We start from the raw sequence: 15,815 nt of genomic DNA, 5'->3' as shown, positions 1-15,815 counted from the left end.
CTTTGAACTAACGTGTTCCCATTTGTTCAGTTTTGATGGAATTTGCGGGGCCATAGCTCAGCTGGGAGAGCGCCTGCCTTGCAAGCAGGAGGTCAGGAGTTCGATCCTCCTTGGCTCCACCAACAAACTTCATCTATTTGTTGTGTCTTGATCCTTGAAAACTGGATACCGAAACGAAAATTGCGTTTTAGAACATCTTTTAGCTGAACTTGTGTCCAAACAAGTGAAGTAAGTGATGCTTAGAGTGAAAGCGTAAGTTTTTGATTGCGAGCGACTTTTGGCTTTGAAGGGAAACACGAACGGATTCATCCGGAAGTGCCGTTCAAAACAAGATGGAGCGAGTGAGCAAAAACTGGAGCGCTGGAGCGTTGGTTAAGCTAGTAAGAGCACACGGAGGATGCCTAGGCGCCAGGAGCCGATGAAGGACGTGGCGAACAACGAAAAGGCCTCGGGGAGCTGTAAGCAAGCTTTGATCCGGGGGTGTCCGAATGGGGAAACCCGGCTGTGGTAATGCACAGTCACTTCTCTCTGAATTCATAGGAGAGCTAGAGGCAGACCAGGGGAACTGAAACATCTAAGTACCCTGAGGAAGAGAAAACAAGAGTGATTCCGTCAGTAGCGGCGAGCGAACGCGGAACAGCCTAAACCGAAGAGCTTGCTCTTCGGGGTTGTGGGACGTCTCACATGGAGTTACAAAGGAACGGTTTAAGCGAAGAGGTCTGGAAAGGCCCGCTGGAAAAGGTAAAAGCCCTGTAGCTGAAAAGTCGTTCCCTCCGAGACGGATCCCGAGTAGTGCGGGGCACGTGAAACCCCGTATGAATCCGGCAGGACCATCTGCCAAGGCTAAATACTCCCTGGCGACCGATAGTGAAACAGTACCGTGAGGGAAAGGTGAAAAGCACCCCGGAAGGGGAGTGAAAGAGTACCTGAAACCGTGTGCTTACAAGAAGTCAGAGCCCATTTTAGGGGTGATGGCGTGCCTTTTGTAGAATGAACCGGCGAGTTACGTTTAACGTGCAAGGTTAAGGCGAGGAGCCGGAGCCGCAGCGAAAGCGAGTCTGAATAGGGCGACTTGAGTACGTGGGCGTAGACCCGAAACCGTGTGATCTACCCCTGTCCAGGGTGAAGGTGCGGTAACACGCACTGGAGGCCCGAACCCACGAACGTTGAAAAGTTCGGGGATGAGGTGGGGGTAGCGGAGAAATTCCAATCGAACTCGGAGATAGCTGGTTCTCCCCGAAATAGCTTTAGGGCTAGCCTCGGTGAATGAGAGTAATGGAGGTAGAGCACTGATTGGGTGCGGGGCCCGCAAGGGTTACCAAGCTCAGTCAAACTCCGAATGCCATCTACTTGTCGCCGGGAGTCAGACAGTGAGTGCTAAGATCCATTGTCAAAAGGGAAACAGCCCAGACCATCAGCTAAGGTCCCCAAGTGTGTGTTAAGTGGGAAAGGATGTGGAGTTGCACAGACAACCAGGATGTTGGCTTAGAAGCAGCCACCATTGAAAGAGTGCGTAATAGCTCACTGGTCGAGTGACTCTGCGCCGAAAATGTAACGGGGCTAAACACACCACCGAAGCTATGGCTTGATGCTTTGCATCAGGGGTAGGGGAGCGTTGTATGCGGGTTGAAGGTTGACTGTAAGGACAGCTGGACTGCATACAAGTGAGAATGCCGGTATGAGTAACGAAAAGATCAGTGAGAATCTGATCCGCCGAAAGCCCAAGGTTTCCTGAGGAAGGCTCGTCCGCTCAGGGTAAGTCGGGACCTAAGGCGAGGCCGACAGGCGTAGTCGAAGGACAACAGGTTGATATTCCTGTACCACCATAATCCGTTATGAGCAATGGGGGGACGCAGGAGGGTAGTGACGCGGACTGATGGATGTCCGTCCAAGCAGTGAGGCTGGTGTATAGGCAAATCCGTACACCGTAAGGCTGGGCTGTGATGGGGAGCGAAAATTGTAGTAGCGAAGGTCATGATCTCACACTGCCAAGAAAAGCCTCTAGCCAGGAGAAGGTGCCCGTACCGCAAACCGACACAGGTAGGCGAGAAGAGAATTCTAAGGCGCGCGGAAGAACTCTCGTTAAGGAACTCGGCAAAATGACCCCGTAACTTCGGGAGAAGGGGTGCCTCGGTAGGGTGAATAGCCCGAGGGGGCCGCAGTGAAAAGGCCCAAGCGACTGTTTAGCAAAAACACAGGTCTGTGCGAAGCCGCAAGGCGAAGTATACGGGCTGACGCCTGCCCGGTGCTGGAAGGTTAAGGGGAGCGGTTAGGATTTAGTCCGAAGCTGTGAACCGAAGCCCCAGTAAACGGCGGCCGTAACTATAACGGTCCTAAGGTAGCGAAATTCCTTGTCAGGTAAATTCTGACCCGCACGAATGGCGTAACGACTTGGGCGCTGTCTCAACGAGAGATCCGGTGAAATTTTAATACCTGTGAAGATGCAGGTTACCCGCGACAAGACGGAAAGACCCCATGGAGCTTTACTGCAGCTTGATATTGAACTTGGGTACGATCTGTACAGGATAGGTGGGAGCCTTGGAAGCCGGAGCGCCAGCTTCGGTGGAGGCGCCGTTGGGATACCACCCTGATCGTATCTAGGTTCTAACCTGGTACCCTCATCGGGTACGGGGACCGTGTCAGGCGGGCAGTTTGACTGGGGCGGTCGCCTCCTAAAGAGTAACGGAGGCGTCCCAAGGTTCCCTCAGAATGGTTGGAAATCATTCGAAGAGTGCAAAGGCAGAAGGGAGCTTGACTGCGAGACCTACAAGTCGAGCAGGGACGAAAGTCGGGCTTAGTGATCCGGTGGTACCGCATGGAAGGGCCATCGCTCAACGGATAAAAGCTACCCTGGGGATAACAGGCTTATCTCCCCCAAGAGTCCACATCGACGGGGAGGTTTGGCACCTCGATGTCGGCTCATCGCATCCTGGGGCTGAAGTAGGTCCCAAGGGTTGGGCTGTTCGCCCATTAAAGCGGTACGCGAGCTGGGTTCAGAACGTCGTGAGACAGTTCGGTCCCTATCTGTCGTGGGCGCAGGAAATTTGAGAGGAGCTGTCCTTAGTACGAGAGGACCGGGATGGACGTACCGCTGGTGCACCAGTTGTTCCGCCAGGAGCATGGCTGGGTAGCTACGTACGGACGGGATAAGCGCTGAAAGCATCTAAGCGTGAAGCCCCCCTCAAGATGAGATTTCCCAAGTATGTAAGACCCCTTGAAGACGACGAGGTAGATAGGTTGGAGGTGGAAGCACGGCAACGTGTGGAGCTGACCAATACTAATCGGTCGAGGGCTTATCCAAATTCACCCCACAAAGTGAAGATGAGGCTGACGAAGCTGAATCCGAGTACTTTGCGGGGACCCCGGAATGGGGAAGACGCAATGTTTCGTTTCGATCCAGTTTTCAGGCGATCAAGCCTGCCGTTTGGTGGCGATGGCGGAGGGGTTCCACGCGTACCCATCCCGAACACGACCGTTAAGCCCTCCAGCGCCGATGGTACTTGGACCGAAGGGTCCTGGGAGAGTAGGACGCTGCCAAGCACATGAACTACTGCTGAAACTCAGCAGTGGTTTTTTTGTATTTCTTTTTAACTAATGCTACCTAGCGGCGATTGGATTGACAGGCAAATAAGGGTCCGCCCGCCATCCGCCATACTTGCCGAAGACTGGGGAGCGACTTTCGGAAATCGTGTCCTGAAAATGCAAATAGGCCGCTCCTCGAAAAGGGCGTCCTATTTGCATATTACTATTTGTCGAGCGTAATCGCAGCTACGGACTCTCTTTCAATGATTTTATAGGCGAGGTAGAACTGCCCTTTCTCGGGGAACTTTCCTCCCTCGGCAAAATGCCTGATCATGTGCTTGACGCCCTCTGCGCCAATCTCGCCGAAGGGCTGTTCAATCGTCGTCAGCTTGGGCGTCGTGATTCCGCTTACCGACAAATTGTCAAAGCCCATGACCGAGATATCCTCCGGCACTCTGAGCCCCGCGTCGTAAATGCAACGCATCGCCCCGATCGCCATCTCGTCGGAGGCCGCAAATACTGCGGTCAGTCCGGTCTGCTCCCGCTCGGCGAGAAGCTCCTTCATTGCCCTGTATCCGTCGTCAAAACGCATGTCCCCGTAAGCGACATATGACTCGGAAAAGGGCAGCCCATAGAAGTCAACCGCCTGCTTATAGCCTTTGAGCCGGAGTTGTTCACCGCGGTCATGCTGCTGTGTCAGCATGGCGGAAATCATGCCGATGCGCCGATGTCCGCGCGATACGAGATAAGCGACGGCGTCGAACGAAGCGCGAATGTCATCGACCTTGTAGGCGGGCAGTTTGGCGCTCTCATGGGAGTCCAGCAGCAGGACGACGGGAATCTGCAGCGTATCAACCAGCTTGTCATAATCGGCTGGCATATGAAAGCTCGTCAGAATAATGCCGTCAACCAAATGCTGCTGCACGAAGGAAAACGCCTCGCTCAGCCCCTCCTCGTTCATTTTGCCGCTCTTCAGTTCGTACAAAATCAGATCGATGTTATTCTCCTGCGCGACCCGGCTGATTCCGCTAAATAATTCGCCGAAGAAGAACGATGTAATATATGGAATAATAACGCCGAGGGAAATCTTCGTGTTCTTCACATTGGTCTGCTTGAACTTGGCCGTGTCGAAATAGTTAAGCTTCTTCGCCGCCTGCATCACGCGCTCGCGCGTCTCGGCATTGACCAGCGCCGGCTTATTGAGCGCCCTGGACACGGTCGCAATGGAGATCCCTACATAATCTGCTATATCCTGAATTGTCGCCAATACTATAACCCTCCGTTTCTTTCTTTCCCGGAGGCCGACCTACCCTGACCGCTCGGAACCGTACGTTGCAATTATTGCATACTCTTCTTTCAATTATACCTGATACACCCTCGGCCGAACAGGCAACCTCCAGCTCTCTGCCCGTGTTTTTCGTTAGCCTTTCTCTGCGCCGGATGTCAATCCGGCAACCAGATAGCGCTGCAGCAGAAGGAACAGCGCGGTAATCGGAACGGCAATCAGCACACAGCCGGCAGCGAACATTGTAAATTGAAGCTTCGTCCGGTCCGTAACAATATCGTACAGCCCGACGGCCAGCGTCTTTTTCTCCGGAGTTCTCAGCACGAGCCTGGCGAAGATAAAATCCGTGAACGGACCTGTAAAATTCATCAGCACCACATACACCAACAGCGGCTTGGACAAAGGCAAAATCATCCGAAAGAACGTGTTCAGATGACCGGCCCCATCGATCCGCGCCGCCTCTACCAGACTGCGCGGAATCGTGTCGAAATAGCTTTTGGAGAACAGAAAGAACAGCGGCGCTGCCGCAGCAGATACGATAATAACCGCCGCATGCGTATTAAGCAGATTCATCTGGTTCAGCAAAATATAGACGGCAATCATGCTCATGAAGCCAGGAAACAAGCCGAGCGCCAGAAGCATGCTCATCAGGTTTTTTCGGCCGGTGAAACGGAACATCGAGAATACATAACCGGTCATCATAACAAGCACAGTGGAGATTGCGGTGCTGATCATAGCGATTTTGAACGTGTTAATGTACCACTCGGCGAATGGATAGTTCTCAAACAACTGCTTGTAATGAAGGAGCGTGAATGATGTCGGAAGCAGTGTTTCGCTAAAGAGCATATCCCCCGGACGGAACGAGGACAACAGTACCCAAAGGGCGGGATAAATACAGAACAGCGCGGCGAGTGACAACAGCACGTAACTTGACGTTAGGCGTACCGTTTTCCGCAAGGAGCGATTCGTCATTACAGCCTCTCCTCCTTAAACGACTTCGTCCGGCGGATGCTCCAGATGGCAAAGCCCGACAAGAGTACGAAAATAAAAATTCCGATAACAGAAGCAAAATTATACTGCCCCTGCTCCATGGACAGCTTGTACAGCCAGGTAATCAGTATATCCGTATGACCCGCGAATTGATAATTCCCATTGACGGGATTGCCTCCGGTCAGTAAATAGATCACATTGAAATTGTTGATATTCGCCACGAATTGCATAATCAGTATCGGCATCATGGTGTACATCACGGTGGGAAAAGTGATCAGCCGCAGCTTTTGCAGTCCGTCCGCCCCGTCGATATCGGCCGCTTCGTACATATCCCCCGGTATGGTGGACAGGACGCCAATAATCATCAGCATGATTACAGGGAAGCCGAGGAGCATGTTGACAAGGACAAGCGTGAGCTTTGCCCATTCCGGGTCCGATAGCCAGGGAACACGTCCGAACCCCATAAGTTCGAGATAGTCGTTTACCGGTCCGAACTGGCCATTAAATACGTTGCGCAGGATGAGTGTAGAGACGAATAAAGGAATGGCGTAAGGAAGAATAAAGATCGTCCGCCAGAACTTTTTGAACCGGATATCCTTCTGCTGCACCGCCAGCGCAATAATAAATCCGGCCCCAAAGCAGGTCAGGGTCGACGCTACTGCCCAGATCAGGGTCCACAGGGTTACTCCGTAGAAGGTCTCGCTCCAAACGCGAAGCCGAAAAATATCGCGGAATGTCTCAAGGCCATGCCAATTGATGAGTTGGGCAGGGGGCATATGGCTGCGTGTGAAATCGGTGAAAGCGAGCAGAATCATGAACACAATCGGCATTACCGTAAAAAACACGACACCCAGCACCGGAATGGCAATGGCAATCTGCGGAAAGCGGTAATCGAGCAAAAAATGCAGCGTCTGCCTGAACGTATGCAGCGGCACACCTTCTTCCCGCAGTCTGGCGCAGTGATAAGCATCCCTGATATTTTGCACATAAACGGCGAGAAGAAGGAACATGAGAAAAATCATAATCAGACCCTCTACCAGCAAATAGATGGAATGATCCCCCATTACCTGCTGATACAGCTTGCCGACCTTCTCGAGACGTGTCGGCTTCTCTCCAAGTGTAACCAGGGCCCACACCGCATGGGGCAGCTTGGCAATCACCGCATACAAACCGGTGAAATGCAGCAGCATTAGCGCGATCCCTTTCCCATACTGACGGTTGTTAAGCTGACCCGCTCCCATAACCAGAATCGACAAGACGGCGCTTGTCCGGCGGCCGGACAGAAAGGGTCTCTGAAATTCTATTATGGATTGTTGTTTTTCCACCGTTATATTCACTCCTTATGAAAAAGCCGCTCCGATAGCTGCGGAGCGGCCGTTTGTAGTTAGCATTCCTATTTGGCGGCGGCAATGTTTGCCTTCATATCCGCCACAGCCTTATCCAGTGCGGACTTAATGTCGGCCCCATTCCAGATTTGTTCCAGCACAGGCGTTACATTTTGGAAGAAATACTGCACCTCCGGAATGACCGGCAGCATCTCCGCTTTCGCTACATGCTTGGCGAAGACTTGAATGATGTCATCCGGCTTCAGCTTCTCATCGTTCTCAATGCCGGCGTATGCAGGCAGTACGCCTCTCATCTCATAGTTCTTGACCTGCATTTCCTTGGTGGTCATAAAGTGGGCGAACAGCTTGGATGCATTTGGATACTTCGAATAGGCGCTTACGAAATAGGCAGGCACGCTCGCGTAAGGCTTGGGATCGACGCCGCCCGGCATTTTAGGCATTTCAATGATTCCAACCTCGAACGGCAGGCTCTTATATCGGCCCAGGTTCCAGATTCCGTCCAAAATAATGCCGACTTTACCCTGCTCGAACAGGGATACTTTGACATCCTCAGTAAGATCGGAGCTCGGAACCGGCAATATTTCCTTTAGGGAGCGGTAGAATTCCATCCCTTTAACCGCGCCCTCATTGTTCAGGCCGATATCGTTCTTGTCTTTTCCATTGTTGCCAAAGATATAAGCGCCGTAGCCGGCCATGAACGAATAGTTGTACAGCAAATTATTGGTTTCGTAAAACAGGCCGTATTTATTGTTCGGGATATCATTATATTTCTTGGCAAAAGCCTTCAGATCGTCCCACGTATCCAGCTTCGCATCCTTCACGATGTCCTTGTTGACATACATCATGAACGACTCGATATTGCGCGGATAACCGTAAAGAATGCCATCGACCGTCACCGCATCCAGGGCGGATTTAACCGAAATTTTAGCTGTTTCCTCTGCAAAATAATCATTTGGCAGGAAGAGACCGGAGTTCGCATTGGGACCAAGCTGATCCGCTCCGGCGACAAACACATCGGCGCCGGTTCCTGCTGGACCATCCGTAATGAGACGGCCGACCGTCTCCCAGAACATCATATCTTCAAGCTTTACCTTGACATTGTATTTTTTCTCAAATTCCTTCACTGCATATTCAGAGAAAGCGTCTTTTTTGTCCCAATAGACCAGCTCGGCCCCCGGTTCCGGCTGCAGCTCGTCCATCGCTGTATCGGAACTCGGCTGCGGGGATTGGCTTGCAGCAGGCGGTGAAGGATTCGCCGCAGGCGAAGCGGTGCCGCAGCCGGCAACGGCGAGCAGACCAACAATCAGAAGGGAAATCAGTCCGGTTCTTCTTTTCATACACATACCTCTCCTCTTGAATACAAAATGTTAAAGGCAGACAGACACGATAGAAGCGATTAATTTTCACCAAGCTAAGGATTTGGCCTTATCTTCAGCCGGGATATGTAAGGCTTTATGACATATGACGTTGCCGTTCCTTACAAGTTTCAATATACAAGAGGTGATTCGGGGGTGTCAATCATTTTTGTGATTTGTTTTTTCAATAAAAATTTATCTATTTGACTTATTTCTTTAAAGTTTTCGTGTAAAATGCAAGGGAAATCCTAATTTTAAATCCCAGATTCACTCTTAACGTTCGCTTATTTTGTTGACACTGCTCTTTTTAGTCCTTATTATTAATTCAAAAATATGATTTATTTACATGTAAAAATGTAAAGAATAATTACTTAATTTGTAGTATATCTTGCATTTTTCAGTATTAAAGGAGTGGCTGCCAGTGACAAGGACATGGTGGAAGGAAGCCGTTATTTATCAGGTCTACCCGAGAAGCTTCAGGGACAGCGACGGCGATGGGATTGGCGATCTTAAAGGAATTGAAGAAAAGCTGGATTATTTGAAAGAGCTTGGCGTCGATGTGATCTGGCTGGGGCCTGTCTATAAATCCCCCAATGATGATTACGGTTATGATGTGAGCGATTATTACGAGATTATGGATGAATTCGGCAGCATGGAGGATTGGACGAGCCTATGCAGCGAAATTCACCGCCGGGGCATGAAAATCATGATGGACATTATTCTTAATCACACCTCTGACGAGCATGCGTGGTTTCAGGCTTCCAAAACTCCCGGGAACAATCCTTACCGCGATTATTACTATTGGCGGGAAGGCGACAGCGAGCCGAATAACTGGGAATCGTTCTTTGGCGGATCGGCCTGGAAATACGATGAGGAGGCCCGTGCCTACTATCTTCATCTCTTCTCCGTCAAGCAGCCGGATCTGAACTGGTCGCATGATGTGCTCAGACGAGAAATGTACAGCATGATGCGCTTTTGGCTGGACAAGGGTGTGGATGCTTTTCGTCTTGATGCGGTCAATCTTCTGGTCAAGCCAGGCGAATGGCAGGACGCGGAGCTGGCCGAACCGGATCATTGCCTAGCTCCGTGTGGGCATTTGATTGCCAACGGCGAAGGGATTCATGACATTTTTCAAGAGATGAACAATGAGGTCTTTTCCCGTTATCCCATGTTTACCGTTGCGGAAATGGCCGGGGTGTCTGCGGAGGAGGGGTTGCTCTATACGGATTCCACTCGGAAGGAACTGGACAGCATAATTTATTTTGAGCATATGGATGTCGATAACGGCCCGGGCGGACGCTGGGAGACCATTCCGTTCTCCCTGCCGGCCTTTAAGCAAATTATTACACGCTGGCAGCTCATGCTGCAGGGCAAGGGCTGGATCGGACTTTATCTGAATAATCATGATCAGCCGCGCGTCGTTTCGCGTTGGGGCAACGACTCCCGTTACCGCGTGGAAAGCGCCAAAATGTTCGCCACCTGCATTCATATGCTGCAAGGCTCTCCTTACATTTATCAGGGCGAAGAAATCGGCATGACCAACATCCGTTTTGACAGCATTCAAGATTACCGGGATGTGGAGACCCTTAACTATTACCGGATCGAATGCGAGAACAAAGGCCGCTCCCACGAAGTGGTGATGCGGGATATTTACCTTAAAAGCCGGGACAATGCCCGCACGCCCATGCAGTGGGATGACAGTGTATACGCCGGGTTTGGAACCGTGCAGCCGTGGATTGATGTTAATCCTAACTATAAGGAAGTAAACGTGGAGAAGGCTCTCGCCGATCCTGATTCCGTTCTGCATTACTACCGTGAGCTAATCCGGCTGCGCAAACGGTATGATGTGATCGTCTACGGCGATTATAGTCCACTGCTTGAGGAGCATTCTGAAGTATTCGCATATAGGCGAACGCTGAATGATGAGACGCTGCTTGTCGTCACCAACTTCTCCGAGCGGGAGCAGATGGTTGATCTGGGCGAACCAACCTCGGAGCCGAGCCTGCTGCTGGCCAATTATCCCCCGGCGGAAGAACCGCTTACGGCGCTGCGGCTGCGCCCCTTCGAAGCAAGAATTTATCTTGCCCGAAACAACATTTTATAGCGGATTCGCAGCAATCCGAGAACTGAATACTGGAAGAAAGCGGCTGCCGTCTTGAAAAGAGGACGATAGCCGTTTTTTTCATAATAAATAACGCTTTGGGCTGCGGACTTGTTATGCTGATCATGATTCTCAGGCAACCTGGCGCTTCAGGTTACAAAAAGCCGATGAACCTGTATCAAGCGGGACTGCTTATGGGTAATGTATCGTTAGAGAAAAGGGTGGGGAACGTATTCCGTATGCCCGGACGGCATTGTTTGATTTTTTTTGAACAAAGACTTGGCATTTCGGAAGAATGTGCTATAATAATAAAAAAAGTCAAAGAAAGTCAAAGTCAACAGAGCATACAGCAGGTGATTACTTATTCGTTCCCGTTCGCTTTTTCAAGTATGCGGTATACAGTTTAGGCCACACTAGTAGGGCTTGAACAGAATCTAAATCCGGGCTTGTCAGCCGGCTTTATACGGGATTCGGCTCTTTGCACTTTGGTTAAAGTTCCCTTAAAGGTTAAGGCCGAAAGAGGGAACAGTGCCATCGGCTGCATCTGCAAGCTCTGAATCTGGAGGATGAGTGATGCGCAATATCTCCGATATCATCGAACAATATCTGAAGAATATTTTGCATGAAAGTCCCGAAGGCACAGTGGAAATTCAACGCAACGATCTGGCGGACCATTTTTCCTGCGTACCCTCCCAGATCAATTATGTAATCAGCACACGCTTTACACTTGAAAAGGGCTATTTGGTGGAGAGCAAACGCGGCGGAGGCGGATATATCCGCATTCAGCGCATTGAGCTTCCGCAGCACTCGGCGCTGCATACGCATCTTAACCAGAAAATTGGCTCGGGCATCGATCAGAGTACGGCTGAGGGGCTTATTTATCAGCTCGAAGAGGCCGGATTTTTGACCAGACGCGAAGCCTGTCTTATGCGCGCCGCCATTTCGCGTGAATGCATTGCAGTTAAGCTCCCCCATCGGGACGAAATTCGTTCCAAAATGATGAAGGCGATGCTGATCTCATTGCTCAGCAAATAATTCGGCGCTTAAAGGGAGGATTTCGTTATATGCTTTGCCAAGAGTGCGGTGTCAGACCGGCAACGCTTCATTTCACGAAGATTGTGAACGGAGAGAAGACGGAATTTCATATTTGCGAGAACTGTGCAAGGGAAAAGGGTGAATTAATACCGGGTACGTCGGGCGGATTCTCCATTCACAGCCTGCTTTCGGGTTTATTGGATCTGGAGGGGTCAAGCAAGGGGAAATCCTCTCCTGAAGCAAAGCCTCAAGAGGTTCGCTGTGAGGAATGCGGCATGACCTATAGACAGTTCAGCAAGCTCGGACGCTTCGGCTGCAGCTCCTGCTATAAGTTTTTTGACAAGGGTCTTGATCCGCTCTTCAAAAGAGTGCACGGCAACACGAGCCATGTGGGGAAGATTCCCAAACGCATCGGCGCGCAAATTCAATTCAAACGGCAAATCGATGAATTGAAGGAACAGCTTCAGCAAGTAATCGCGCAGGAAGAGTTCGAAAGAGCCGCTGAGCTTAGGGATCAGATTCGAAAACTTGAAAAAGAAATTGCACAAGAGTAAAGTCTTAAGATATATAGGGGGAATGCACGATGCCAGATCTCCGGTTTACCGAACAAGCGCTTAGTGAATGGATGCGCAGCGGCGGCAGCCACTCCGAGATTGTAATCAGCACGCGTGTGCGGATCGCCCGCAATATACAGCATCACCCTTTTCCTCTTCTGGCTACAAAGAATCAGGCCGATGAAATCTTGGATGTACTGGCTCCGGTTGTTGACCAGAATCAGGAGACGGGATACGGCACGTTTCACCTGCTAAAGCTTGACGAGCTGGAAGAATTGGATAAGAAGGTACTGGTCGAGAAACATCTGATCAGTCCCAATCTTGTCAATGATTCCCGCAGCGGGGCGGTGCTGCTGAATGAAGACGAGTCGGTCAGCATCATGATAAATGAAGAAGACCATCTTCGTATTCAATGTCTGTTTCCCGGATTTCAGGTCCAGGAGGCCTGGGAAAGGGCGACCGCGATCGACGATATCTTCGAGGAGACGGTCGATTACGCTTTTGATGACAGAAGAGGCTATTTGACCAGCTGCCCGACCAATGTCGGCACAGGACTTCGAGCTTCGGTCATGATGCATCTTCCGGCGCTTGTCATGACCCAGCAGATCAGCCGTATTCTCTCGGCTGTCAATCAGGTGGGGCTTACGGCAAGAGGCATTTACGGGGAAGGCAGTGAAGCTGCCGGGAATGTCTTTCAGATTTCCAATCAGATCACACTGGGGCAGACCGAAGCAGAGATTATTGACAACTTGCATGGTGTGGCTGTCCAGATTATCGAACATGAAAGTAATGCGCGCCAGCGGCTGCTGGATGATTCCGCCTTGCGGATCACGGATCGCATTATGCGGTCTTACGGAATTTTGTCCTATGCGGCCGTAATGGAATTGAAAGAAGCTTCCCAACGTTTGTCGGATATTCGGCTTGGCGTGGATTTGGGAATTCTGAAAGCTCCATCCATCTCGGTGCTCAATGAGCTGAATGTCAAGACGCAGCCTGGATTTCTGCAAAAGATGTTTGGCGAGAAGCTGAGCTCAGCCGAATGTGATATGTACCGGGCGAAGCTGCTCCGGGATACGTTGGGGACCACACATTAATTATAGATATTATTATTTATGGAGGTGCAGGGTTATGATGTTTGGCAGATTTACGGAACGCGCACAAAAAGTGCTTGCGCTGGCACAGGAAGAAGCCGTTCGGCTGGGACACAATAATATCGGCACAGAACATATTTTGCTTGGACTTATTCGCGAAGGTGACGGCATTGCTGCTAAAGCTTTGATTGCCCTTGGTCTCGGTCTGGAAAAAATTCAGGACGAGGTGGAAACGCTGATCGGCAGAGGACAGGAGCAGCCGACGAACATCGCGTACACCCCGCGAGCCAAGAAGGTTATCGAGCTGTCGATGGATGAAGCCCGTAAGCTGGGCCATACCTACGTCGGCACCGAGCATATCCTCCTCGGACTTATCCGTGAAGGAGAAGGCGTGGCTGCCCGCGTTCTTAACAACCTGGGCATCAGCTTGAACAAGGCCCGTCAACAGGTTCTGCAGCTGCTGGGAAGCAGCGAGTCCACTTCGAGCCACAGCGGCGGCCCGTCCAATGTCAGCACACCAACGCTTGACGGATTGGCCCGTGACCTGACGGCTTATGCCAAAGACGGACATCTTGATCCGGTTATCGGGCGCAGCAAAGAGATTGAACGCGTCATTCAAGTACTCAGCCGCCGGACGAAGAACAATCCGGTGCTGATCGGTGAGCCAGGGGTAGGTAAAACGGCAATCGCCGAAGGCTTGGCACAAAAGATTATCAATAACGAGATTCCGGAAACGCTGCGTGACAAGCGCGTAATGACGCTGGATATGGGCTCGGTCGTTGCCGGTACCAAATATCGCGGTGAATTCGAAGATCGTCTCAAAAAGATCATGGATGAAATTCGTCAGGCGGGCAACATTGTGCTCTTCATCGACGAATTGCATACGCTGATCGGTGCAGGCGGGGCTGAGGGCGCCATTGACGCTTCCAACATCCTGAAACCCGCGCTGGCCCGCGGCGAGCTGCAATGCATCGGCGCGACAACGCTGGATGAGTACCGCAAGTACATCGAGAAGGATGCGGCTCTGGAGCGTCGTTTCCAACCCATCACGGTAGATCAGCCAACTCCGGATGAAGCCGTTCAAATCCTTTACGGCCTGCGCGACCGCTATGAAGCGCATCACCGCGTAAAAATTACGGATGAGGCGATCGTTCAAGCCGTGAAGCTGTCCGACCGCTATATCACCGACCGCTTCCTGCCGGATAAGGCGATCGACCTTATTGATGAGGCGGGCTCCAAAGTAAGGCTGAACTCTTACACGATTCCGCCGAATTTGAAAGAGCTGGAAACGCGGCTGGACGATATCCGCAAGGAGAAAGACGCCGCTGTTCAAAGCCAAGAGTTCGAAAAAGCGGCTGCCCTTCGTGATACGGAGCAAAAAATCCGTGAAGAGCTTGATACGACGAAGAATCAATGGAAAGAAAAACAAGGACGTACCGATTCCGAGGTTACCCCTGAGGATATCGCTCAAGTGGTAGCCAGCTGGACCGGAATTCCTGTTAATAAGCTGAAAGAAGAAGAAACGGAACGCCTGCTCAATATGGAAGCTCTGCTGCATGACCGTGTTATCGGCCAGGATGAGGCTGTCAAAGCGGTCAGCCGGGCCATCCGCCGGGCTCGTGCCGGTCTGAAAGATCCGAAGCGTCCGATGGGCTCCTTTATCTTCCTCGGCCCGACTGGGGTTGGTAAGACGGAACTAGCGCGTGCGCTTGCCGAAGCGATGTTCGGAGACGAGAATGCCGTTATCCGTATCGATATGTCGGAGTACATGGAGAAACACTCCACTTCCCGCCTTGTAGGGGCGCCTCCGGGATATGTAGGCTATGAAGAAGGTGGACAGCTTACCGAGAAAGTACGCCGCAAGCCGTACTCGGTAGTTCTGCTGGATGAAATTGAGAAGGCGCACCCTGAAGTATTCAACATCCTGCTGCAGGTGCTGGAAGACGGCCGCTTGACCGATTCCAAAGGACGCGTCGTCGATTTCCGCAATACGCTGATCATTCTGACCTCGAATGTTGGCGCGCAAGCGATCAAACGCAACTCCACGCTCGGATTTACGGCGGTACAGGATGCCGGCGCCGAATACTCGAGCATGAAGGGCAAGGTCATGGATGAGCTCAAGAAGAGCTTCCGTCCGGAGTTCCTGAACCGGATCGACGAAATCATCGTGTTCCACTCGCTGGAAGAGAAGCACATCGCGGAGATCGTTACGCTGATGTCCGAAGAGCTGCGCAAACGGCTGCGTGAATACGCCGTCGATTTCGAACTGACGGACGAAGCGAAAGCTTTCCTGGCCAAAGAAGGATTTGATCCAGCATTCGGTGCGCGTCCGCTGCGCCGCGCAATCCAGAAGCATATCGAGGACCGTCTGTCCGAAGAAATGCTGAAGGGCAATATTACCAAGGGCGATTTGCTCAAGATTGACGAAGAGAACGGCGAACTGACCGTGCGTAAGAAAGAGCCGGTATCGCTGGAGAAAGACGGAGAATAAGATACAAGCCTAGAGAGTAGGCATGGGTAATTACAGAAGGAGAGC

Annotated in this window: 9 protein-coding genes, 1 tRNA gene and 2 rRNA genes; 8 read left to right on the top strand and 4 right to left on the bottom strand. The window is 51.4% G+C overall.

Annotated elements, in window-relative coordinates; genetic code table 11:
- The first annotated feature begins 46 nt into the window (after positions 1–46).
- The 3 genes from PDUR_RS23680 (at position 47) to rrf (ending at position 3,540) form a co-directional block, all read left to right on the top strand.
- Positions 47–122, top strand: a tRNA-Ala gene (locus PDUR_RS23680).
- Between the two features lie 248 nt (positions 123–370).
- Positions 371–3,301, top strand: a 23S ribosomal RNA gene (locus PDUR_RS23675).
- A gap of 122 nt (positions 3,302–3,423) precedes the next feature.
- Positions 3,424–3,540: ribosomal RNA gene (rrf, locus tag PDUR_RS23670) — 5S ribosomal RNA — on the top strand.
- 205 nt (positions 3,541–3,745) lie between these two features.
- Here the strand turns inward: rrf and PDUR_RS23665 are convergent.
- The 4 genes from PDUR_RS23665 to PDUR_RS23650 all read right to left on the bottom strand — a co-directional run bounded on the left by PDUR_RS23665 (position 3,746) and on the right by PDUR_RS23650 (position 8,480).
- Positions 3,746–4,789 carry a LacI family DNA-binding transcriptional regulator gene (locus PDUR_RS23665; protein ID WP_052410366.1) on the bottom strand — a complete coding sequence of 348 codons (1,044 nt, stop codon included), beginning with the start codon at positions 4,787–4,789 and terminating at the stop codon, positions 3,746–3,748.
- A 153-nt stretch (positions 4,790–4,942) separates the two neighbouring features.
- Positions 4,943–5,779: a sugar ABC transporter permease gene (locus PDUR_RS23660; protein WP_042208426.1), complete on the bottom strand. Its 837-nt coding sequence runs from the start codon at positions 5,777–5,779 to the stop codon at positions 4,943–4,945.
- Positions 5,779–7,122: a carbohydrate ABC transporter permease gene (locus PDUR_RS23655; RefSeq protein ID WP_233277426.1), complete on the bottom strand. Its 1,344-nt coding sequence runs from the start codon at positions 7,120–7,122 to the stop codon at positions 5,779–5,781. The genes PDUR_RS23660 and PDUR_RS23655 overlap by 1 nt, the downstream gene beginning before the upstream one ends.
- Before the next feature lie 68 nt (positions 7,123–7,190).
- Positions 7,191–8,480: a sugar ABC transporter substrate-binding protein gene (locus tag PDUR_RS23650; RefSeq protein ID WP_042208425.1), complete on the bottom strand. Its 1,290-nt coding sequence runs from the start codon at positions 8,478–8,480 to the stop codon at positions 7,191–7,193.
- 439 nt (positions 8,481–8,919) lie between these two features.
- Between PDUR_RS23650 and PDUR_RS23645 the strand changes: the two genes are divergently transcribed.
- From PDUR_RS23645 to clpC, 5 genes are all read left to right on the top strand, one after another.
- Positions 8,920–10,602 carry a glycoside hydrolase family 13 protein gene (locus PDUR_RS23645; RefSeq protein WP_042208424.1) on the top strand — a complete coding sequence of 561 codons (1,683 nt, stop codon included), beginning with the start codon at positions 8,920–8,922 and terminating at the stop codon, positions 10,600–10,602.
- 570 nt (positions 10,603–11,172) lie between these two features.
- Positions 11,173–11,634, top strand: coding sequence for a CtsR family transcriptional regulator (locus PDUR_RS23635; RefSeq protein WP_025690718.1), 462 nt, complete (start codon positions 11,173–11,175; stop codon positions 11,632–11,634).
- Between the two features lie 29 nt (positions 11,635–11,663).
- Positions 11,664–12,188, top strand: coding sequence for a protein-arginine kinase activator protein McsA (locus PDUR_RS23630; RefSeq protein ID WP_042208422.1), 525 nt, complete (start codon positions 11,664–11,666; stop codon positions 12,186–12,188).
- 29 nt (positions 12,189–12,217) lie between these two features.
- Complete coding sequence (locus PDUR_RS23625) at positions 12,218–13,282, top strand: protein-arginine kinase McsB (RefSeq protein WP_042208421.1); 1,065 nt, start codon at positions 12,218–12,220, stop codon at positions 13,280–13,282.
- Positions 13,283–13,316: 34 nt separating this feature from the next.
- Entirely contained in the window at positions 13,317–15,770 is a 2,454-nt protein-coding gene (gene clpC / locus PDUR_RS23620) for an ATP-dependent protease ATP-binding subunit ClpC (protein ID WP_042208420.1), read from the top strand.
- Positions 15,771–15,815 lie beyond the last annotated feature (45 nt).

Origin of the sequence: Paenibacillus durus (assembly GCF_000756615.1) — a bacterium.
GTDB classification, from domain to species: Bacteria; Bacillota; Bacilli; order Paenibacillales; family Paenibacillaceae; genus Paenibacillus_AQ; species Paenibacillus_AQ durus.
The sequence above is the reverse complement of the archived record's forward strand: the minus strand, read 5'-3'. Positions and strand labels throughout refer to the sequence as shown.